Origin of the sequence: Pseudotabrizicola sp., assembly GCF_030656345.1 — a bacterium.
Lineage (GTDB): Bacteria > Pseudomonadota > Alphaproteobacteria > Rhodobacterales > Rhodobacteraceae > Pseudotabrizicola.
Window position 1 is genome coordinate 17,191 of the sequence record NZ_JAUSNR010000024.1, and the last position, 20,998, is coordinate 38,188.

A 20,998-nucleotide genomic window follows, 5' to 3' on the forward strand; every position below is an offset into this window, starting at 1 on the left:
GTGCAACCAGTCAGGCGCGGGGATGCGCCTTTTCATACACTTCCATCAGCCTTGCCGCATCAACTGCCGTATAAACCTGCGTCGTCGACAGCGACGCATGGCCCAGCAATTCCTGTATCGCGCGCAGATCACCCCCGGCCGACAGCAGATGCGTGGCAAAGCTGTGGCGCATTGCATGCGGCGTCGCGGTCGCGGACAGGCCCAGCTGCATCCGCGCCTGCTCCATCACCGCCGAGATCAGCCTTGGGTTCAGCGGCCCGCCACGCGCACCGCGAAACAGCGCCTGACCAGCGTCCAGATCAAAGGGGCACAGCCGCACATAATCAGCCACCGCCGCCCGCGCGACGGGCAGCACCGGCACCAGCCGGGTCTTGTTGCCCTTGCCGGTGATCCGCAACACCTCGGGCAGCGGATGCGCCGCCCCGGTCAGACCAAGCGCCTCGGATATCCGCAAGCCGCAGCCGTAAAGCAGCGTCAGCACCGCCCTGTCACGCGCACCGACCCAGTCGTCGCGCCCCTGATCGGCCACCGTGTCGATCATATCCTGCGCGCCGCTTACCGACAGCGGGCGCGGCAGCTTGCGCTTGAAGCGTGGCGCGCGCGCCGACAGCACTGTGGTCGCATCCGCGCCCGCCCGGTCCGCCACCCAGGCGGTAAAGCTTTTCACCGAACTCAACGCCCGCGCCAATGACCGCGCCGACACCCCGCGCGCCCGTTCATGCGCCATCCACGCCCGCAGATCGCCCTGCGGCAGGCTGGCAAGCCCCGCCAGCCCCTCGGTTCCGCCGCGATGGATCGCCAGAAACTGCAGATATCCGGTCACGTCGCGCAGATAGGCGGTCACGGTATTCTGTGCCGCCCCATGGATGGCCGACAACTGCTGGCTCCATGTGGCCAACGCGTCCCGCACCTGTGGAGATATCGCAGTCACGACAGCCAGCGGCGCATGGTCCGTTCAAACACACCCGCGAAATGCGCCAGCAGATCGGTGCCGTGGGTCGATTTGAACTGATGCGGGTCCTCCGCCCCCAGCACCAGCATTCCCGGAAGGCGCCCCTTGCCGAAATCCAGCTTCAGCAGCGCCTCGGACCGTATCCAGCCCGCCCGGTCACCATAAATCGCATCCGACGACGGGATGGTCTGGCGCAGCGTGACCGGGCGCAACGGCACATTGCGCCCACCTGTCAGATAGTCGCCCACGAACCCCGGTTCGGCCACGAACAGCACTTCCCCCAGCTTGCGCAGCGCCGGGTCCTCAGAATCCTGCACCGATTCCAGCACCAGCCGGATGCAGTCCACCCGCAGGGTTGCCGCCACATCGGTGGACAGGTTTTTCAGAAAATCCTCAAAGCTCAGCGGGTCCAGCATCTGCAGGATCGCCCGGTGCACCTGATTGGTCCCGGCAAGGTTTTCATAGGCCGCCGCAATCACCGTGCGGTGGGTGTCTTCCAGCCGGTCCAGCCGGTTTTCCAGCCGCTCCATCGCGATGCCGCGCAGATCGACGATATTGCTGCCCATGGCCCGTTCATTGGCCCCGATCAGGGCCGCCATCAGATCGCGGTCCTCCAGAATCGTCTCGGGTTCGGCAATGATACGGTCACGCAGGTCTTGTTCGATCATGGTCACTCTGCCCGGTTCTTTTGGGTGATTTGCTTGCGATGATAACGGCAAGTGCCCCGGATAGGGAAGATTTTACGCCTGCAGGCCGCAGGCCCGCCCGCATTCCGCCGCCGCCCTGTATCTGATATGTCGCGCCGGTCACATGCGCGGAGACGACACGATGTCCAGTTTTCAGGGCGGGCCCAGTCCCGAAGGATCACCCGGCCTTCTGATCCTCTATACCGGCGGCACCATCGGGATGGTGCCCGGCCCCGCCGGTCTGCAACCCGGCCCCGGTGTGCTGGAAGCCGCCCTTCCAGTGCTGACCCCGGCGGGCGTTGCGGTGACGGTGGAACAGTTCACCCCCCTGATCGACAGCGCCAACATCCGCCCCGCCGACTGGAACCACATGCTGGGCCGGATTGACGCATGGAAGGGTCAGGCCGTGATTGTCGTGCACGGCACCGACACCATGGCCTATACGGGTGCTGCCCTGTCCGCCGCCCTGTCCGATGCGCGGCTGCCGGTCATCCTGTGCGGATCGATGGCCCCCCTGAACACCGGCGGCGATGCCGAGGCGAACCTGACGCTGGCGCTTATCTCCGCACTCAGTGCCCCGGCGGGGGTCTGGCTGGCCTTTGCAGGCCGCCTGTTGCCCGCCGCCGGGCTGGTGAAGCAAGACAGCCACGCGGCGGATGCCTTCCGCAGCATCCCGCAGGAACGGCTGCCAACACCCGCGCGCCGCTTTGCCGACCGCAGACTGGCGATCCTGTCGCTCTCGCCCGGCCTGCCCGCCGCAGCACTCAACGCTGCACTGGGCGAACTGGATGGCGCAGTGCTGCGGGTGTTTGGCGCGGGCACCATGATGCAGGACCCCGCCATCATCGACGCCCTGCGCAGCGCCGTCGCCCGCGGCGGCCGCCTGCGCGCGGTCAGCCAATGCGAAAACGGCGGGCTGGAGCCCGCCGCCTATGCAGCCGGGGCTGCACTCTGGTCTGCCGGAGTGGAAAACGGCGCGGGCGAGACGGCAGAGCTGGCGCTTGCACGTCTATGGCTGGCCTTGTCCTGAACCGCCCCCCTCCCCCTTGGGGGGTCGGGGGGCTGGCTGGCCTCAGATGATCTTCTGACCCGTCTGCGCCCAATCCTTGGTGAACTGGTCCAGCCCTTTTTCGGTCAGCACATGGGTTGCCAACGCCTTGATCACCGATGGCGGCGCGGTCATCACATCGGCCCCGATCAGTGCGCATTGGGTGACATGGTTCGCCGTGCGGATCGAGGCTGCCAGAATCTGCGTGTCAAAGCCGTAGTTGTCATAGATCTGGCGGATGTCGCTGATCAGCTCCAGCCCGTCGAGGTTGATGTCATCCAGCCGCCCGATGAACGGGCTGATGAAGGTCGCCCCGGCCTTGGCGGCCAGCAGCGCCTGATTGGCGGAAAAGCACAAGGTGACGTTGACCATAAGACCATCATCAGACAGCACTTTACAGGTTTTCAGCCCGTCCCATGTCAGGGGCACCTTGACGGCAATGTTCTCGGCGATCTCGGCCAGTTTGCGGCCTTCGGCGATCATGTCCTCGGCCTTCAGCGCCACCACTTCGGCGGACACCGGGCCAGAAACGATCGAACAGATCTCTTTCGTCACCTCCAGAATATTGCGGCCGGATTTCAGGATCAGCGACGGGTTGGTGGTCACACCATCGACCATGCCAAGGTCGTTCAGCTCGGCAATTGCCGCGACATCGGCGGTATCTACGAAAAATCTCATGGGGCGCGTCCTTCGATAGGGTTCGGCGGGGGGTTGCGACAGGGTCTGTGGGGGTTTACCCCATCAACATCAAAAACGAAAGACGGGTGATGGCGCTAACAGTCACAGATCGGACACCGGACAGAACCTATGCGCCGGGCCAGACCGTCGGCGTGCTGATCACCGAGGCGCTGGGGCGCACAGGCCCCGGCGTGCTGGATTACCGCGCGCCGGAAGGCGGCTGCGGCGACGGCGATCTGGTCGAGGTGCCGCTGGGGCCGCGCAAAATTCTCGGTGTGGTCTGGGGTCCGGGGGAAGGCACCTATGATCCCGCCAAACTGCGCAGCGTGTCGCGCGTGCTGGATGCCCGCCCGATGCGGGCCGAATTGCGCAGTTTCCTGACCCGCGCTGCCGATTATACCCTGACCCCGCTGCCCGCCATGCTGCGCCTTGCCACCCGCGCGCCGGGGCTGATGTCGGGTGCCGCCACCCGCCGCGTCTACCGCCTTGCGGGGCCAGTGCCGAACCAGCTGACCGACGCCCGCTTCCGGGTGATCGAGGCGCTGCGCGATTACGGCGGTGCATCCGTGACGCTGGCCGAATTGACCGAAGCGGCGGGCTGCACCGCATCGGTGGTCAAGGGCCTTGTCGCCAAAGGCGTGCTGGCCGAAGAAGACGCGCCCAAAGACACCCCCTACCCGCCGCTGAACGCCAATGCCGATGGTCGTCTTGCGGGCGACCAGATCGCCGCAGGCGACGCACTGGTCGCAGCGGTGGACCGGGGCGATTACTCCTGCACCCTGCTGAAAGGCGTTACCGGATCAGGCAAAACCGAAGTCTACCTTGAGGCCGTCGCCGAATGCCTGCGCCAGCACCGGCAAGCCCTTGTCCTGCTGCCGGAAATCGCGCTGACCGCCGATTTCCTGACCCGCGTGCAGGCCCGCTTTGGCGCGCGGCCCGCCGAATGGCATTCCGGTGTGACCATGACCGAACGCCGACGCATGTGGCGCATGGTGGCCGAAGGGGGAGCGTCTTTCGTGGTGGGCGCACGTTCGGCCCTGTTCCTGCCGTTTCAGGATCTTGGCCTGATCGTGGTGGATGAAGAACACGACACCTCGTACAAGCAAGAGGAAGGCGTGCTGTATAACGCCCGCGACATGGCGGTGCTGCGCGGTGCCATTCAGGGTTGCCCGGTGGTCCTGGCCTCGGCCACGCCCAGCCTTGAATCCTGGGCCAATGCCGATGCCGGCAAATACCTGCGCCTGAACCTCAGCGCCCGCTATGGCGCGGCGGAAATGCCTGAGATGCGCGCCATCGACATGCGGGGGGAATCGCTGAGCAATGACCGCTTCATCTCCCCCAGCCTTGCCGCCGCCGTCACTGACCGGGTGGCAAAGGGCGAACAGTCGCTGTTGTTCCTCAACCGCCGCGGATACGCCCCGATTACCCTTTGCCGCGCCTGCGGCCATCAGGTCGGCTGCGACCATTGCGACGCGCGGATGGTAGAGCACCGCTTTCTCAAGCGCCTTGTCTGCCACCAGTGCGGGGCCACCAAACCCGTGCCCACCACCTGCCCCGCCTGCAAGGTCGAGGGCAAGATGGCCGCCGTCGGCCCCGGCGTCGAGCGGCTGGCCGAAGAGGTCACCGCCCGTTTCCCCGATGCCCGCGTGGCGGTGCTGTCGTCTGACCTGTTCGGATCGGCCCGCACGCTGAAAGCGCAGATCGGGGTGATCGCAGAGGGCGGGGCAGATATCATCATCGGCACCCAGATTGTCGCCAAGGGCCACAACTTCCCCCTGCTGACCCTCGTCGGCGTCATAGACGCCGACCTCGGGTTGCAGGGGTCTGACCTGCGGGCAGCCGAGCGCACCTTTCAGCTGATGCGGCAGGTCGCGGGCCGCGCAGGCCGGGCCGAATTGCGCGGGACGGCGCTGCTGCAAACCCACCAGCCTGACCACCCGGTGATCCGCGCCATCCTTGGCGGCGATGAAGAGGCGTTCTGGAAGGCCGAAGCCGCCGAGCGACAGGCCGCAGGTGTGCCGCCCTATGGCCGGATGGCCGGCATCATCCTGTCAGGCCCCGATGTGGCCCAAGTCTTTGATCTTGGCGGCGAACTCGCCCGCCGCGACGCCCCCCTGCGCCGGATCGGCGCGCAGGTCTTCGGCCCCGCCCCCGCCCCCATCGCCCGCGTCCGTGGCCGCCACCGGGTGCGGCTGCTGGTCAAGGCCGACAAGGGCACCAGCCTGCAGGCCGCGCTGTCGGATTGGGTGGCGCAGGTGAAGCTGCCCACCAATGTGCGGCTGGCGATCGACATTGATCCACAGAGTTTTTACTGACGCGGTTGCGCAGTCTGCTGAGTGCGGGAGCGCTCCGCGCGGGAGTATTTGGAAAAGGTGCAATGCCATAGGGCACGCCCTTGCTGCGGTGTAGGACGCCAGCTGATCCGTGCGGGGCGCTGTGCCGCTGGCTGGCGCTGCAGTTTATCGTTGCTGAAAGGCCAGCCGCAGGCCGAGCGCGCAATACAGCGTGCCGATCACCTTGCCCTGCCAGCGCTGAATCCCCGGGTGGCGCTGCAGGGCACCGCTGATCGTGCCGGCGCAGGCAGCCACCAGCAGCGTCGCCGCCGTTCCGACCCCTACAAACAACAGGCCCAGCACCAGCAGTTGCAGCGCGACATTGCCTTGGGCGGGCACCACGAATTGCGGCAGGAAGGCAAGGAAGAACATGGCAGATTTCGGGTTCAGCACCTCGGCCAGACAGGCCTGCCGGAAGGCGGCAGCGGGCGTGATGGGGGTCACCGGCTGCTGACCCACCCTATGCTGACCCGGTGCAGGTGCCTTTTCCAGCAGGCTGCGCAGCCCGATATAGATCAGATAGCCTGCGCCCAGCAGCTTTATCACCATGAAAGCCTGGGCCGAGGCCATGATCACCGCCGAAACGCCGACCACTGCCAGCACGGTATGGATCACATCACCAAAGCCGATGCCAAGGCTGGTCGCCACCCCGGCCCGGGTGCCCGAAGTGCTGGCCCGCGCCAGCGTCAGCAGGATCGACGGGCCGGGAAAGAACACAAAGCCGACCAGCACTGCCAGATAGGTCATCAGCATTGTCAGCTCCGGCATCTTTGCCCCCGTCATCCGCGCGCATGGTCTGCAGGGTATGCTATGAAACAGACCGCCAGACTGCAATCAATTCGTGAAACCTGTCGCAAGATCAAAAGTCCAACCCATTGATATTCCTCAATCGACTGTCTTCCCCCTGTGTTGCACCCGGGGCCACCCGCAGGCCTGAGCCGCCCCTGAACGCCCCGTCAGTCCCCGGCAGTTCCGGTCACCGCCTTCACCTGCGCCATGAAATCCTCACCCCGTTTTTCAAAGTTGGGGTACTGGTCGAAACTGGCCGCCGCCGGGGCCAGCAGCACCACCTCACCCGGTACCGCCTCCTCCGCCGCGCGGGCCACTGCCTGTGCCATGGTCCCGCAGATCTCATGCGGGGTGTCGCCCAGTTGCAGGGCAAAGTCGCGGGCCGAGTGGCCGATCAGATAGGCCTTCACCACCGGGCCAAGGAACGGCTGCAACGCGGCGATCCCGCCGTCCTTGCCCATGCCCCCCGCAATCCAGCGGATCGCCGGAAAGGCCTGCAAGGCCTTGGCCGCGCTGTCCACATTGGTGGCCTTCGAATCGTTGATGAAGCGCACGCCGCCGCGCTCTCCCACCAGCTGGCTGCGGTGCGGCAGCCCGGCGAAGGTGGCGAACGCCCCTTCAATCAGCTTGGGCGCGATGCCCAGGGCGCGGGCTGCCGCATAGGCGGCGCAGGCGTTCTGGTGGTTGTGGGCACCGGGCAGGCCCGGGACCTCGCGCAGGTCAATGCTGGCCACCTGCCGCCCCTTGCGCCATTCCGACAGGAAGCCCTTGCGGGCAAAGACGCTCCACCCGAACTGGTCCAGCTTCTGGCCGGACGAGATCCGGATCACCCGGTCATCCAGCGGGCCCATGCCCATCTGATTGGCCAGAAACTGGCCCTCCACCTCATCCACCCCGATCACCGCGCGATCGGGGCCGCCTTCGGCAAACAGCCGCCGCTTGGCCGCGAAATAGCCCCCCATGCCGTGGTGCCGGTCCAGATGGTCGGGCGACAGGTTGGTGAAGACCGCCACATCCGGGGTCAGCGCGCGGGCCAGATCGGTCTGATAGCTGGACAGTTCCAGCACCACCACCTCGCCATCCTGCGCCGGGTCGATCGACAGCACCCCCTTGCCGATGTTGCCCGCCATCTGCACGGGGCGGCCCGCGACCTCCAGAATGTGGTGGATCAGAGCCGTGGTGGTGGATTTGCCGTTCGATCCGGTCACGCAGACCACGCGGGGCATGGTCTCAAACTCCTCCCAGTCCGAGGCGGCAAAGCTGCGAAAGAACAGGCCGATGTCATTGTCGACCGGCACCCCCGCCTCCAGCGCGCGGGCGAGGATCTTGTGGGGGGCGGGGTAGAGATGCGGGATGCCAGGGCTGGTGATCAGGCAGGCCACCCCGTCGAAGGCGCCCGCGCGCGACAGATCGGTAAGGGTGAAGCCCTCTGCCTCGGCTGTTGCCCGCGCCTCGGGGCTGTCGTCCCACAGCAGCGGTCGTGCCTCCCCCGCGATCAGCGCGCGGGCGGTGGCGAGGCCGGAACGGCCGAGGCCCAGAACGGCGACCTTTGCGCCTGCGTAGCCCTTGACTGGAATCATATGCCGCCCCTTCTGAATTGACCCTCACCCGATAGGGGATGGCGGCCCATCTTGGAAGAGGGCGGCTTTGCCTGCGGGGGACAGCGTGTAGCGGCCCTTGGCCGGGTGGTCGAACCAGCCGTAGTGATTGTCGCGCAGGATCGCGCCTGCCCGCGCGATCCCGGTGGCCTTGGCCAGTGCCGCCGGGCTGGTGCCTTCGGGCAGGACACTCAGGGCGGCGGCGAGGCGCAGGGCGTCCTGACGGTAGGCGGTCATCCGTTTGACCCGGGTGGTGCCACCGGTGTTGGGGTCGCCCTGCCGCTTGTGGAACTCGCGCAGCAGGCGGGCGGCTTTGGCGGCGTTCTTGCGGGGTTGATAGGGGCCGGGATCAAGGTGCGGTTCGACCCGGCCGTCGTGGATGGTCAGCAGGCCGAGACCGAGCCGGCGCAAAAGGGCGGTCAGGTCGCGGTAGCGATGGGTCCATTTTGCGGGCTGGGGCACGGCGAGGTAGACGTGGTCAAACAGCCCCTGCCGCGCCACCCCCTGCAGGATCAGGGGCAGGTTGAGGGCGGTTTTCAGCTCGACGATCACCGGAGGGTCCGGGTCGCGGCAGGCCATCACATCCGCCGCCCCGACCTCGGCCTTGACGGTATAGCCCTGCGCTTCGAGGAAGGCTTTGACGGGGAGGTAGAGGTCAGCTTCGCGCAAGGGGTGTCCACTGTGTTACAGGGATGCGGGATCAATGATATCAAGGGTTTGGGTTTTTGATGTTAAGAAAATTTAATGATTGGGGAGACAAAGCGGGCCGGGTCCGTGGGGAAAGGATGGCGGGTTTGATGGGGGGTTGCAAGGGTCGGGGGCAAGGGTGGCGGGGTGAACCCCACCCTACGGCGGTTGTCTGGATGCGCCATTCAGGTGGGTGGTTCCGGGGCAAAGCCCCGGGTTCACCCACCTTGGGGTGGCAGTCGGGCTGCCGGTGTACTGGCTACCGTACCTTCAGAGTTGCCAGACCGATCAGCGCGAGGATCAGGCTGATGATCCAGAAGCGGATCACGATCTGGGGTTCGGCCCAGCCTTTCTTTTCGAAATGGTGGTGGATCGGGGCCATCAGGAACACGCGTTTGCCGGTGCTTTTGAAGTAGAGCACCTGGATGATGACTGACAGCGCCTCGACCACGAACAGGCCGCCGACGATGGCGAGGACGATTTCGTGCTTGGTGCAGACCGCGATGGCCCCCAGCGCTCCGCCAAGGGCGAGGCTGCCGGTGTCGCCCATGAACACCGCTGCCGGGGGGGCGTTGTACCACAGAAAGCCCATGCCGCCGCCGAACAGGGCGGCGCAGAAGATCAGCAGTTCGCCGGTGCCGGGCACGAAGTGGACACCCAGATAGGTGGTGTAATTGAAGTTGCCGACCACATAGGCGATCACGCCAAAGGTGCCTGCCGCGATCATTACCGGCATGATGGCAAGGCCGTCCAGCCCGTCGGTCAGGTTCACCGCATTGGCAGAGCCGACGATGACGATCATCCCGAAGGGGATGAAAAAGAACGACATGTTCAGCAGCAGGTCTTTCAGGAAGGGAAAGGCCAGCTGGCTGGTCAGTTCAGGCGGGTGGAAGCTGGCGGCGGCGAAGGTGGCGAGCGCCGCGATCACCAGACCGGCGGAAAAGCGGACCTTGCCCGAGACGCCCTTTGTGGTCTGTTTGGTGACCTTGGCATAATCATCGGCAAAGCCGATCAGGCCGAATGCAAGGGTGACCAGCAGCACGATCCAGACATAGGGGTTGTCGAGCCGCGCCCAGAGCAGGGTGGAAAACAACAGCGCCGACAGGATCAGGAGGCCGCCCATGGTGGGGGTGCCGGCCTTGATGAAATGCGAGGCCGGGCCGTCATCGCGGATCGGCTGGCCCTTGCCCTGCTTGCGGCGCAGGATGTTGATCAGCGGCTGACCGAACATGAAGCCAAAGACCAGCGCCGTCAGGAAGGCGCCGCCGGCGCGGAAGGTAATGTAGCGGAAGAGGTTGAAAACATCGCCCCCCCCGGAAAACTCGGTCAGCAGATACAGCATTCAGGCGGTCCCTTCTGTTGGGGCGTTGCCTTGGCCCATTTTGCGCAGGGCGTCAACGACGAGGCTGACCTTTGATCCCTTTGAGCCTTTGACGAGAATGATATCGCCTGCGTCCACCAGCTGGCGGGCGTGGGCGGCGAGGTCGGGGGCGGTTTCCGCCCATTCGCCGCGCTGTGCACGCGGGAGGGCGGCGTGCAGGGCGCGCATACGTGGGCCGACGCAATGGATGGTGTGGATGGCATCCAGCCCCGGATGGCGGGCGATGGCGGCGTGCAGGGCGGTCTCGGACGGGCCAAGCTCCAGCATGTCGCCAAGGATGGCGATGCGGCGGCCCTGCCCCACCCGGCCAACGCCGTTTTCGGGCTGTGCGGCGATGAGGACATCGAGGCTGGCGGCCATAGACGCGGGATTGGCGTTGAACGCGTCGTCAATCAGCTGAAAGCTGGTTTCATCAACACGGTCAAGCTGGATGGTTTCGCGGGTCCCACGCCCGGCAGGGGGCTGCCAGTTGCCGATGTCGCAGGCGGCCAGTGCCGGATCACACCCCAGCGCATCGGCGACGGCGAGCGCGCCAAGCGCGTTGAGTGCGAAATGCCTGCCGGGGGTGCGGACCTTGAACAGCAGGGGCGTGCCGTTGCGGGTGGCGCGGATGACGGTGGCGTCCTCGGTGATATCGGCGTGATCCATATGATAGTGCGCGCCGGGGGCGGTGCCGAACAGGACCGCCCTGGCACCGCTGGCGGCGGCTTTGGCCAGCAGGATGGGGGTGGTCGGCAAATCGGCGTTCAGAATCGCGGTACCGCCGGGCAGCAGGCCATCGATGATGGCGGCTTTTTCATGCGCGATGGCGTCGACATCCGGGAACGCCTCCAGATGCGCAGGGGCGACGATGGTGATCAGGATCACATGTGGCTGCGCCATACGGGCGAGCGGGGCGATTTCGCCGGGGTGGCTCATGCCGATTTCGATCACCGCAAAATCGGTGTCTGCGGGCATGCGGGCAAGGGTCAGCGGCACGCCCCAGTGGTTGTTATAGCTGGCCTCGGCCGCGTGAACGTGGCCCTGCCCGCCAAGGATGGCGCGCAGCATGTCCTTGGTGCTGGTCTTGCCGACCGATCCGGTGACGCCGACGACCCTGGCACGGGTGCGGGCACGGGCAAAGGTGCCGAGATGTTCAAGCGCTTGCAGCACGTCCGGGACGATCAGCAGCGGGGCGTCTTTGGCGACGCCTTCGGGGCGGTGGGTCACGAGGGCGCTCGCGGCCCCTTTTTTCAGGGCCTGCGCTACGAAATCATGGCCGTCGCGCGCGTCCTTGAGGGCCACGAACAGGTCGCCCGATTGCAGGGTTCGCGTGTCGATCGACACGCCGCTGGCCTGCCATGCGGCGGTGGTGCTGCCGCCGGTGGCCGTCACGGCATCGGCAGAGGTCCAGAGCGGTGCGGGGGCCATCAGATCACCCCGTCGAGGGCGGCGACGGCGACGCTGGCCTGTTCGACATCATCGAACGGGTAGACCTGCCCGGCGATGGTCTGGCCGGTTTCGTGCCCCTTGCCCGCGATCAGCAGGGCGTCGCCCGGTTGCAGGGCATCGACGCCGCGCAGGATGGCTTCGGCGCGGTCGCCGACCTCGGTCGCGTCGGGACAGGCGGCCATGATGGCGGCGCGGATGCTGGCGGGGTCTTCAGAGCGGGGGTTGTCATCGGTGACGTAGAGCACATCGGCATGAGCCGCGGCGGCTGCCCCCATGAGGGGGCGCTTGCTGGTATCGCGGTCGCCGCCTGCCCCGAAGACGATGATGATACGGCCCATGACATGCGGGCGCAGGGCGCGCAGGGCGGTTTCAATCGCGTCGGGCGTGTGGGCGTAATCGACATAGACCGCAGCACCGTTGCTGCGGGTGGCGGCAAGCTGCATGCGGCCGCGCACGCCGGTCAGTTTCGGCAGGGTAGCGAAGACCGCTTGCGGGTCATCGCCCGAGGCGATGGCGAGGCCCGCCGCAAGGGCCACGTTTTCCGCCTGAAACCCGCCGACAAGGTTCAGGCGGGTCATGTGGGGCTGACCTTGCCACGCAAAGCGCAGGTCCTGTCCGGTGGCATCATAGCGTTGGGACAAAAGGCGCAGGTCTGCGCCCTGTCCGTGGCCGATGGTCATGGTCGGCAGACCGCGATCCAGACACAGCGTCACGATATCAGACCCATGCGCGCCGTTCAGGTTGACCACGGCCACCGCGTCATCGGGCAAGAGGCGGGTGAACAGGGCGGCTTTGGCCTGCAGATAGGCCTCCATCGTGTGGTGATAGTCCAGATGATCCTGCGTCAGGTTGGTGAACCCGGCAGCACACAGGCGCACGCCGTCCATCCGGCGCTGGTCGAGGCCATGAGACGAGGCCTCCATCGCGCCATGGGTCACGCCTGCGCCTGCGGCCTGCGCCAGCATGGCGTGCAGGGTGATGGCGTCTGGCGTGGTGTGGGCCGAGGGCGCGGTCCATGCGCCCTCTACCCCGGTGGTGCCGATGTTGATGGCGGGATGGTCCAGCGCTTCCCAGATCTGGCGGGTGAATGTGGCGACAGAGGTTTTGCCATTGGTGCCGGTGACGGCCACCATGCGGGCGGGTTGGTCCATGAACCACAGGCTGGCGGCGCGGGCCAAGGCCTCGCGCGCGTCTTCGACGACCACGACGGGGGTAGGCCCTGCGGGCAGCAGGCGGGCCCCGGCGGCGTCGGTGAGGATGGCGGCGGCCCCCTGGTCTATCGCAGTGGCGGCAAAACTTGCGCCGTGCACCCGGCTGCCGGGCAGCGCGGCAAAGAGAAAGCCGGGCTGCACCGCCCGGCTGTCGACCGTAAGGCCGATGATGACCGGGTTTGCCCCGGCCCGGGGCGTCAGTCCCAGATCTGCCAGTGTCGCGCGGCGGGTTGCGCGCGGATTTGCCCGGTGCGGTGCCATGTCATGTTCCCTCAGTTCCGGACGGCTGTTAGCCCATCAAGGGGGGGCGCTTCAACCATCGGACGGATATCCAGCAGGGGGGCGATGCGTCTTGTGATCTCGGCCGCGACCGGAACCGAAGTCCAGCCCGCGGTGCGGCGGGGTTCGGTGCCGGAGGTTTCCACGGGTTCATCCAGCGTGACCAGCACCACATAGCGCGGGTCCGAAGCCGGGAAGACCGACGCGAAGGTGTTGATCACCTTGTCTTTGTAATAGCCGCCGGTGCGCTTTGGCTTGTCGGCGGTGCCGGTCTTGCCCGCGACCTCATAACCCGGCACCTCTGCCATGCTGGCGGTGCCTTTGGTGACGACGGCGCGCAGCATCTTGACCGACGCATCGGCCACATCTTCGCGCATCACCCGGACGCCGGGGCGCGGGCCGGTCTGTTTGATGATCGTCGGCTTTACGGTGATTCCCCCGTTTGCAATGGTCGCATAGGCGGCGGCAAGGTGCAGCGGGCTGGCTGACATCCCGTGACCATAAGATGTGGTGATGGTCACGATATCGGGCCAGCGGGCAGGCAGCAGCGGCTTTGCACCCGGGGCTTCGGTCAGCTCGATCGGGGTCGCCTCGAAAAAGCCCAGCGATTTCAGGAAAGCCTGCTGGCGCAATCCGCCGATCTGCAGGGCCAGCCTTGCGGTACCGACGTTCGATGATTTCACGATGACATCGGTGACGGTCAGCAGCGGGCCGTAGTTCTTGTTCTGAAATTCACGAATCCGGTGCTTGCCCCATTGCATGGGCGCATCGCCGTCAACCATGGTGTCGGGCCCCACCAGACCCAGTTCCATTGCCTGCGCGATGGCAAATATCTTGAAGGTGGAGCCGAGTTCATAGACCCCCTGCACCGCGCGGTTGAACAGCGGGCTGTCACCGGGTTCGGCATCCTTTGGCAAAACCGGGTTGGGGCGGTTGTTGGGATCAAAGGCAGGAAGGCTGGCCAGCGACAGGATCTCGCCGGTTTTCACGTCCATGATGATGGCAGCGCCACCCTTGGCGTTCATCATGGTGATGCCGGCGTCAAGGATTTCCTCGACCGCGGCCTGCACTGTCAGGTCGATGGACAGTTCCAGCGGTGTTGCCGACAGGGCCGGGTCGCGCAGGCGGGCGTCCATCGCACGCTCTACCCCGGCGGTGCCGATGACTTCGGCAGAGTTCACACCTTCGGCCCCGAAAGAAGTGCCGCCCAGCACATGGGCGGCAAGCGTGCCGTTGGGATACAGCCGCATTTCACGCGGGCCGAACAGCAGGCCCGGATCGCCGATATCATGCACGGCCTGCATCTGTTCGGGGCTGAGCACCTTGCGCAGCCACATGAAGCGGCGGCCGTCGGTGAAGCGCCGGGTCAGATCGTCGGCTTTCATCTCGGGGAAGATCGCGGCCAGCTCACCGGCGACGCGGGCCGGATCGACCATGTCCTTGGGGTGCGCGTACAGCGCATGGGTCAGCATGTTGGTGGCCAGAACCCGGCCATTGCGGTCAGTGATATCGGCACGTTGGGCCAGGATTTCGGCACCAGAGGCGAAGGAACGCGGCTCGGCGGCCTGGGTGGTGGCGACGATGCCCATGCGGGCACCGATGGCGGAAAATGCCACAAAGAAGGTGAAGCCAAGGATCAGCAGCCGCACTTCGGCACGGCTGCGCGAGGCATCGCGGCTTTGTTCATGGCGCAGGCGCAGGTTTTCGCGCTCGATCACATCGGGGTTTTCACCCTGTGCGCGGGCCTTGAGGATGCGGGCAAGCGGTCGGAGGGGGGTACGGGTCACAGCGGTTCCTCCTCGGGGTTCAACTGGCCGGTGACCATGACAGAGTTATTGATATCGCCGAAGAATTCTTCGACCGCCGGGTAAGACAGGTTGGCGGCATCGCCAAACTGGGTGGGTTCCAGCGGCATCAGGCCCAGCCGCTCAAAATTGAGCGAGGCCAGTTCGCGCAGCCGGTCGGGGCGGTTGAGGTAAGCCCATTCGGCACGTTGCAGGGCAAGCGCCTCGCGCAGGCTGGCGATTTCGGCGTTCAGGCCGGACACTTCGCGCAGCACCTGACGTGTGTCGTAATGTTCCCGGTAGGCCCAGAAGCCAAGGGCCAGCACGGCAAGAAATGACAGCACATAGATGACCGGGCGCATCAGCGGCGTCCTTTCTTCTGGGGCGGTTCTGGCAGGCCAAGGTTTGACGGATCCAGGCTTTGGGCGGGGGCCGTAGTGCGGCGGCCGATGCGCAGCTTGGCCGAGCGCGCACGCGGGTTTTCGGCAAGCTCGGCCGCGTCCGGACCAACGGCGCGTTTGGTCACGATGTCAAACCGCGCGGTGTTCAGCGCGGTTTGCGGGGCGTAGCGGTTGGCATTGGCCTCGGTTCCCGAGGCCAGCTGGAAGAAGCGTTTGACGATCCGGTCTTCCAGACTGTGGAAGCTGACCACGGCCAGCAGCCCGCCGGGTTTCAGCGCGCGTTCCGCCGCCATCAGCCCTTCGGCCAGTTCGGTGAATTCGGTGTTTACCGCGATGCGGATGGCCTGAAAGCTGCGCGTCGCCGGGTGGCTTTGGCCGGGCTTGGGGCGCGGCAGACAACGGGCGACGATTTCGGCCAGTTGCAGGGTGGTCTCGATCGGCGCGCGGGTGCGATGCTCGACGATGGATTTGGCAATGCGGCGCGAGGCACGCTCTTCGCCGTAGTGATACAGGATATCGGCGATGCGGGTCTCATCCGCGGTGTTGACCAGATCAGCGGCGGACGGGCCATCCTGCGACATGCGCATGTCGAGCGGGCCATCCTTCATGAAGGAAAACCCGCGCGCGGCCTGATCCAGCTGCATCGAGCTGACGCCAAGGTCCAGCACCACGCCGTCAAGCGGAGTTTCGCCGTAGGTATCAAGTTTGGAAAACGTGCCGGCCACCAGCGTCAGCCGGTCGCCATAGGTGCCGCGCCAGCTTTGCGCCATGTCGAGCGCCATCGGGTCGCGGTCAACGCCGATCACATCCGCCCCGGCATCCAGCAGCGCGCGGGCATAGCCCCCTGCCCCGAAAGTGCCGTCCAGCCACAGCCCGCCTATCGGCGCGCAAAGGTCCAGAATGGGGCGCAAAAGCACCGGGATATGGGGGGCGCGACCCGGATCATGATCGCCTGTCACTGCCATCTTACCCGACCTTTGGGTAACGGCCAACCACCGCAAGGGCATCTTCGCCGTCACCGTCATCGTCATCATCGCCAAACACGTCGCGGTAGACATCGCCGCGCCACAGCGAGAAACGGTCGGTCGCACCGGCAAGCGCGGATTCGACGCCCTCTTTGATCATCTCGGGCGTCAGGCCCAGCTTTTCGCGCACCGGGCCGGGCAGGACGATGCGGCCATCGTCGTCGATTTCCACGGTGGCAGAGCGGGTGATCAGGTCGCGTTCGGCCTTGATCCGGTCTTTGCTGCCCAAGGGAATGGTTTCGACCCAGCGGGCCAGAGCATCGGCGCCCGCCATGGAATAGCAGTCGCAGAACTGGCGGTTCTTGCCGCCGTAGACGATGATCATGCGGGTGCGGGGGGTGTCGGAGGTGCGGGGATCGCCGGCGTCAAGGACACGTCGGAACGGTGCCGGGATCAGGACCCGGGCTTTGGAATCTACCTTTTGGTAGTATTCACCGCGAAACATATCCGACATATTGCCTGAGCTTTCGCCCGTCCCTTTCCGTCGATGTGACCCTTTGCGGGGGGTCAGAAATGAATGCGGCGGACCGAGCTGCTGCCACTGCTCGATCCGCCGCCTGTCCCATCGCTGGGCGTCCAGCTACGCGTGCCACCTGGGGGAGATGTCTGCTCGCTCGCGCGCCGGATCTGTTTGTCTAAACGGGGTTGCCTGTATGAAGCCTGACTGTTTCGCCTGTTTGCGGTCTTAAGCTGCCGCTGCTGTTCGTACTGCCCGTTTCGATGTCACAAGGGATGCCATGGGATGATCTGGGAAGCAACGGGAAATTTTGGGCACAGGCGGGCCAATCGGGGTTTGTCGCCCGGTTCGGAACAGCATCTGGGAACGTATCCGTTAGTAATTCAGCAAATTATAGGCAGTAACGTCCGCGTGAGCGCTATATGTAGTGGTCGCAGTTTTTCCCGGGGTTTCCCGGCCAATGGTTAAATATTTCGCGTCAGGCGTGTGAAATTGGTCTTTTGTGACAGGAAGATCACCATGAAACGCAAGAATCCGGTGGCTTCACACCATTTTCCCAGAAAATCCCGGTTGCGTGATTCGGCGTGATCGGGGTTTCCCGGATGATCCCGGCTGGTCACTGACCGGCCATGGGTCAGGGGATGCGGGCCGGAAGATAGGCCGCGGCACCGGGCAGGGGATCACATCGGTCAGCAGTGCAACAACCGGCAGTCCCACGCCCGCCAAGGCCAGGGCCTTGGCGGAGCATCAGTCCCGCTGTGCAGATGCCGCGCTATCTGTATGCGCCCCCACTTTCGCCAAAAGTGTCAGGCCATACCGCCCGCAATCAGGCGATGGGCAAGACGGGCATAGGCTTCGGCCTCGGGGGCATCGGTGGCGGCGATGGGGGTGCCTGAATCGCCGGCCTGCCGGACGGCGAGGGTCAGCGGCAGTTCGCCAAGAAACGGCAGGTCAAGGCGTTCGGCATCGGCCTTCACCCCGCCATGGCCAAAGATCTGCGTCTCATGCCCGCAATTGGGGCAGCAGAAGGTCGACATATTCTCGATCAGCCCCAGCACCGGGGTTTTCAGCTTGAGGAACATATCAAGCGCCTTGCGCGCATCGAGCAGCGCCACATCCTGCGGCGTGCTGACCACAATCGCCCCGGTCAGCTGCGTGCGCTGGCACAGGGTCAGCTGGATATCGCCGGTGCCGGGCGGCAGGTCGATGAGCAGGATATCCAGATTCCCCCAAGCCACCTGTGTCAGCAGTTGTTGCAGCGCACCCATGATCATCGGGCCGCGCCAGATCACCGCCTCGTCATCCTTGAGCATCAGGCCAAGCGACATCATGGTGACGCCATGCGCCACGATGGGTTCGATGATCTTGCCATCGGGGCTGCCGGGGCGGCGGTTGACGCCCATCATCCGGGGCTGGCTGGGGCCGTAGATATCGGCGTCGAGCAGGCCGACGCGGCGGCCCTGCCGGGCAAGGGCGACGGCAAGGTTGGAGGAGACGGTGGATTTGCCCACCCCGCCCTTGCCCGAGCCGATGGCAATGATGCGGTCGATTCCGGCCAGCTTCTGCGGGCCGCCCTGTTGCGGCGTGGGGTGCTGACCGATCTTCAGGCTGGGCGCGGCAGGTTTGGCGGCGGGACCGTGGGCGGTGGTGACGGCCTGCACGGCGATGACACCGGGCAATGCGCGCACGGCGGCCTCGGCCTGCGGCTGCAACGGGGCAACCTCGCGCGCGGATTCGGGCGTCGGGGCCTCAATGACGAATCGCACGCTGATGCCACCGGCAGAGTCGTCCAGCGTCAGGGCGCGGATCATGTCCTGTGACACAAGATCGCCGCCGCCCGGCAGCTTGATTCCAGACAGCGCCGCCATCACCGTTTCCCGAGAGACACCCATGATCATTATCCTTTTGCCTGTCCTTGCAGCACAGTCGCGATCTTTGCCCGAAAGCTCAAGGTTTGCTTGACCAAACGCTCAAAATTTACACGAAGGCGCTGAAATTAATGACGTTTCTGTGACAAAAAGCCATGCAGGTTCTGCATGGCAGCATTGCACATGTAGGCTATTGTGCAGGTGCAGCATTTGCCCCATGTTACCCCTAACAACGCGGCAGAACGCTGCAACCGAACCGAAACCGAGAGGCTATAGAGCTATGGCATATATAAACTCATCGCGTGCCGCTTCCTACGGCATTGCTGACCGGGCCCTGGCCATCGTGAAAACCATTCGCGTTGGTCTGGAACGTCGCCGGGTGTTCAAACAGACCGTGCGGGAACTGCAGGCGCTGTCGAACCGCGAACTGGCTGATTTGGGCATTCACCGCACCATGATCACCCGCGTCGCGAATGAGGCTGCCTACGGCAAGTGAATTTTCTTTGCGGGGCCCCGCTCCTCCTCCCAGGGGTCCGTAGCAAAAGCGTCGGCATCAACCTCCTCCCTGATGCCGACGCCCTTTAAAACCGAGCTTCGGCTCTTATCTGATACGGGCGGTCTCGTCCTCCTCCCAGAGACCGGTCGGAACAGCGGCACCCTCTCTCCTCCTCCCTGAGGGTGCCGCGGATCATTCGAGGGTGACCTTGGTCGTCCCTCACCACAGTTCGAACGGCCCCTCCTCCTCCCTGGGCCGGTCGGATCAGCGGCGGCCCCCTCCTCCTCCCTGGGGTCGCCGCGCCCGAAATTCCGGGGGCGCGGTCCTGATGGATCTGCCCCCACCACAGTTCGAACGGCTCCTCCTCCTCCCTGAGCCGGTCGGATCAGCGGCGGCCCCCTCCTCCTCCCTGGGGTCGCCGCGCCCGAAATTCGAGGGCTTGCCCCTCACCATGGTTCGGTCCTGCCCCCTCCTCCTCCCTGGGGTTGGACTGAAAAGCGGAACCTAGCGCCCCCTCCTCCTCCCTGGGGTTCGGGTTCCCTGATACGCCGGCCCCCTCCTCCTCCCTTGGGCTGGTCGTGAATGATGCGGCGGCGCCCCTCCTCCTCCCTGGGCGTCGCCGTTTTCAGTTTCAGGGGTTGCGATTGCCGGGGCAGACCGGAATAGTCGCGGCAAACGGGGGCGTTATGCGGATTTCCTTGATATCAGCGGCGGTTGTGGCAGCGCTTGTCGGCTATGGGTCAACCATTGCCTTGGTGCTGGCGGCGGCTTTGGCCGTGGGTGCCGATGCGGGCCAGACGGCAAGCTGGGTGCTGGCGATATCGCTGGCCAAGGCGGTGGGGTCGGCGTGGCTGTCGGTGTGGAACCGGGTGCCGGTGGTGCTGGCATGGTCGACGCCCGGTGCGGCGCTGATTGCGGCGACCAGCGGGATTACGATGGGCCAAGCGGTCGGGGCCTTTGTCCTGGCCGGCGGTCTGGTGGCGCTGACGGCGGCCGTGCGGCCCTTGGGCCGTTTGGTGGCGGCGATTCCCGATGGGATTGCGGCGGCGATGCTGGCGGGGGTTTTGCTGCCGTTCTGCCTGCGCGGTGCGGGTGCGGCAGAGGCGGCACCGGGGTTGGTGCTGCCGATGGTGGCGGTGTTTGCGCTGGTGCGGCTGTGGAACCCGGCGCTGGCGGTGCTGGCCGCCCTTGCGGCAGGGCTGGCTTTGGCCTTTGGCACCGGGGCAGCGCTGCTGCCCGCGCTGGCGTTTCCCGCCCCCGCCCCGGTGTTCGTGATGCCCGAATGGAATATCGGCGTGCTGATCGGGCTGGGTGTGCCGCTGTATCTGGTGACGATGGCGAGCCAGAACCTGCCGGGGTTCGCGGTGATGCGGGCGGCGGGGTATCAGCCGCCGGTGACGCGGGCCTTGGCGGTGACCGGGGGGATTTCGGCGGTCTCGGCGCTGTTCGGGGCGCATACGATCAACATGGCCGCGATCACGGCGGCGATCTGCATGGGCGATGACGTGCACCCCGACCGTGACCAGCGCTGGAAGGTCGGACTGGCATATGCGGGGGCATGGGTTCTGCTGGGCCTGTGTTCCCCGGCGATTCTGGTGCTGCTGGGGGCTTTGCCGCCGCAGGTGATGGTGGCTTTGGTCGCGCTGGCGCTGCTGGGGCCGCTGATGGGGGCGCTGGCGGGGGCCTTTGCGGTGGTGGACACGCGCTTTGCCGCCACAATCACGTTGGCCGTGAGCGGGTCGGGCGTGGTGGTGTTCGGCGTGGGGGCGGCGTTCTGGGGGCTGGTCGCCGGGCTGGTGATTTACGGACTGGAACGGGTGAAGCGCGGCTGAGGGCGGTGCTTTTGACAGGCGTTGGATTTGAGTATTTTTGTCAAGATGAATGGGCAAGGGCC

The 20,998-nt window shown here is 65.6% G+C and carries 18 protein-coding genes; 4 read left to right on the plus strand and 14 right to left on the minus strand.

Annotation, left to right across the window (positions count from 1 at the left end; translation table 11 throughout):
* Positions 1–10: 10 nt before the first annotated feature.
* Positions 11–931, minus strand: coding sequence for a tyrosine recombinase XerC (locus Q7J44_RS14425; protein ID WP_304881020.1), 921 nt, complete (start codon positions 929–931; stop codon positions 11–13).
* Entirely contained in the window at positions 928–1,620 is a 693-nt protein-coding gene (locus Q7J44_RS14430; protein ID WP_304881275.1) for a DUF484 family protein, read from the minus strand. Before Q7J44_RS14430 ends, Q7J44_RS14425 begins: the two co-directional genes overlap by 4 nt.
* A 160-nt stretch (positions 1,621–1,780) precedes the next feature.
* Here Q7J44_RS14430 and Q7J44_RS14435 point away from each other — a divergent pair, with 160 nt between their 5' ends.
* A complete protein-coding gene (locus tag Q7J44_RS14435; protein WP_304881022.1) occupies positions 1,781–2,668 on the plus strand; it encodes an asparaginase domain-containing protein in 888 nt (295 codons plus the stop codon).
* 42 nt (positions 2,669–2,710) lie between these two features.
* Here Q7J44_RS14435 and fsa read toward each other — a convergent pair whose 3' ends face one another.
* A complete protein-coding gene (gene fsa, locus Q7J44_RS14440) occupies positions 2,711–3,364 on the minus strand; it encodes a fructose-6-phosphate aldolase (RefSeq protein WP_304881024.1) in 654 nt (217 codons plus the stop codon).
* A gap of 89 nt (positions 3,365–3,453) precedes the next feature.
* Here fsa and Q7J44_RS14445 point away from each other — a divergent pair, with 89 nt between their 5' ends.
* A complete protein-coding gene (locus tag Q7J44_RS14445) occupies positions 3,454–5,679 on the plus strand; it encodes a primosomal protein N' (protein WP_304881026.1) in 2,226 nt (741 codons plus the stop codon).
* Between the two features lie 144 nt (positions 5,680–5,823).
* Here the strand turns inward: Q7J44_RS14445 and Q7J44_RS14450 are convergent, their stop codons facing one another.
* From Q7J44_RS14450 to Q7J44_RS14500, 11 genes are all read right to left on the minus strand, one after another.
* Complete coding sequence (locus Q7J44_RS14450) at positions 5,824–6,465, minus strand: LysE family translocator (RefSeq protein ID WP_304881028.1); 642 nt, start codon at positions 6,463–6,465, stop codon at positions 5,824–5,826.
* A 188-nt stretch (positions 6,466–6,653) separates the two neighbouring features.
* Complete coding sequence (murD, locus tag Q7J44_RS14455) at positions 6,654–8,066, minus strand: UDP-N-acetylmuramoyl-L-alanine--D-glutamate ligase (RefSeq protein ID WP_304881030.1); 1,413 nt, start codon at positions 8,064–8,066, stop codon at positions 6,654–6,656.
* 24 nt (positions 8,067–8,090) lie between these two features.
* A complete protein-coding gene (locus tag Q7J44_RS14460) occupies positions 8,091–8,753 on the minus strand; it encodes a DUF2161 domain-containing phosphodiesterase (RefSeq protein WP_304881032.1) in 663 nt (220 codons plus the stop codon).
* Positions 8,754–9,030: 277 nt separating this feature from the next.
* The gene (gene mraY / locus Q7J44_RS14465; protein WP_304881034.1) at positions 9,031–10,113 is read right to left on the minus strand and encodes a phospho-N-acetylmuramoyl-pentapeptide-transferase; all 1,083 of its coding nucleotides are present in this window, start codon (positions 10,111–10,113) and stop codon (positions 9,031–9,033) included.
* Positions 10,114–11,562, minus strand: a complete 1,449-nt coding sequence (murF, locus tag Q7J44_RS14470; RefSeq protein ID WP_304881036.1) for a UDP-N-acetylmuramoyl-tripeptide--D-alanyl-D-alanine ligase — start codon at positions 11,560–11,562, stop codon at positions 10,114–10,116.
* Positions 11,562–13,055 carry a UDP-N-acetylmuramoyl-L-alanyl-D-glutamate--2,6-diaminopimelate ligase gene (locus tag Q7J44_RS14475; RefSeq protein ID WP_304881038.1) on the minus strand — a complete coding sequence of 498 codons (1,494 nt, stop codon included), beginning with the start codon at positions 13,053–13,055 and terminating at the stop codon, positions 11,562–11,564. Before Q7J44_RS14475 ends, murF begins: the two co-directional genes overlap by 1 nt.
* A gap of 11 nt (positions 13,056–13,066) precedes the next feature.
* On the minus strand, positions 13,067–14,860 hold the full coding sequence (locus Q7J44_RS14480; RefSeq protein ID WP_304881039.1) for a penicillin-binding protein 2: 1,794 nt from the start codon (positions 14,858–14,860) through the stop codon (positions 13,067–13,069).
* Positions 14,857–15,219 (minus strand): cell division protein FtsL, encoded by a 363-nt coding sequence (locus Q7J44_RS14485; RefSeq protein ID WP_304881041.1) that lies wholly within the window; start codon positions 15,217–15,219, stop codon positions 14,857–14,859. Before Q7J44_RS14485 ends, Q7J44_RS14480 begins: the two co-directional genes overlap by 4 nt.
* Positions 15,219–16,223: a 16S rRNA (cytosine(1402)-N(4))-methyltransferase RsmH gene (gene rsmH / locus Q7J44_RS14490; RefSeq protein WP_304881043.1), complete on the minus strand. Its 1,005-nt coding sequence runs from the start codon at positions 16,221–16,223 to the stop codon at positions 15,219–15,221. Before rsmH ends, Q7J44_RS14485 begins: the two co-directional genes overlap by 1 nt.
* 1 nt (position 16,224) lies before the next feature.
* Entirely contained in the window at positions 16,225–16,737 is a 513-nt protein-coding gene (locus Q7J44_RS14495) for a division/cell wall cluster transcriptional repressor MraZ (protein ID WP_304881045.1), read from the minus strand.
* An 809-nt stretch (positions 16,738–17,546) separates the two neighbouring features.
* Positions 17,547–18,632, minus strand: coding sequence for an Mrp/NBP35 family ATP-binding protein (locus Q7J44_RS14500; RefSeq protein WP_304881047.1), 1,086 nt, complete (start codon positions 18,630–18,632; stop codon positions 17,547–17,549).
* A gap of 256 nt (positions 18,633–18,888) precedes the next feature.
* Between Q7J44_RS14500 and Q7J44_RS14505 the strand changes: the two genes are divergently transcribed.
* Together Q7J44_RS14505 and Q7J44_RS14510 are read left to right on the plus strand one after the other, a co-directional pair.
* The gene (locus tag Q7J44_RS14505) at positions 18,889–19,104 is read left to right on the plus strand and encodes a DUF1127 domain-containing protein (RefSeq protein WP_304881049.1); all 216 of its coding nucleotides are present in this window, start codon (positions 18,889–18,891) and stop codon (positions 19,102–19,104) included.
* Between the two features lie 686 nt (positions 19,105–19,790).
* Positions 19,791–20,936, plus strand: a complete 1,146-nt coding sequence (locus Q7J44_RS14510) for a benzoate/H(+) symporter BenE family transporter (protein ID WP_304881051.1) — start codon at positions 19,791–19,793, stop codon at positions 20,934–20,936.
* Positions 20,937–20,998 lie beyond the last annotated feature (62 nt).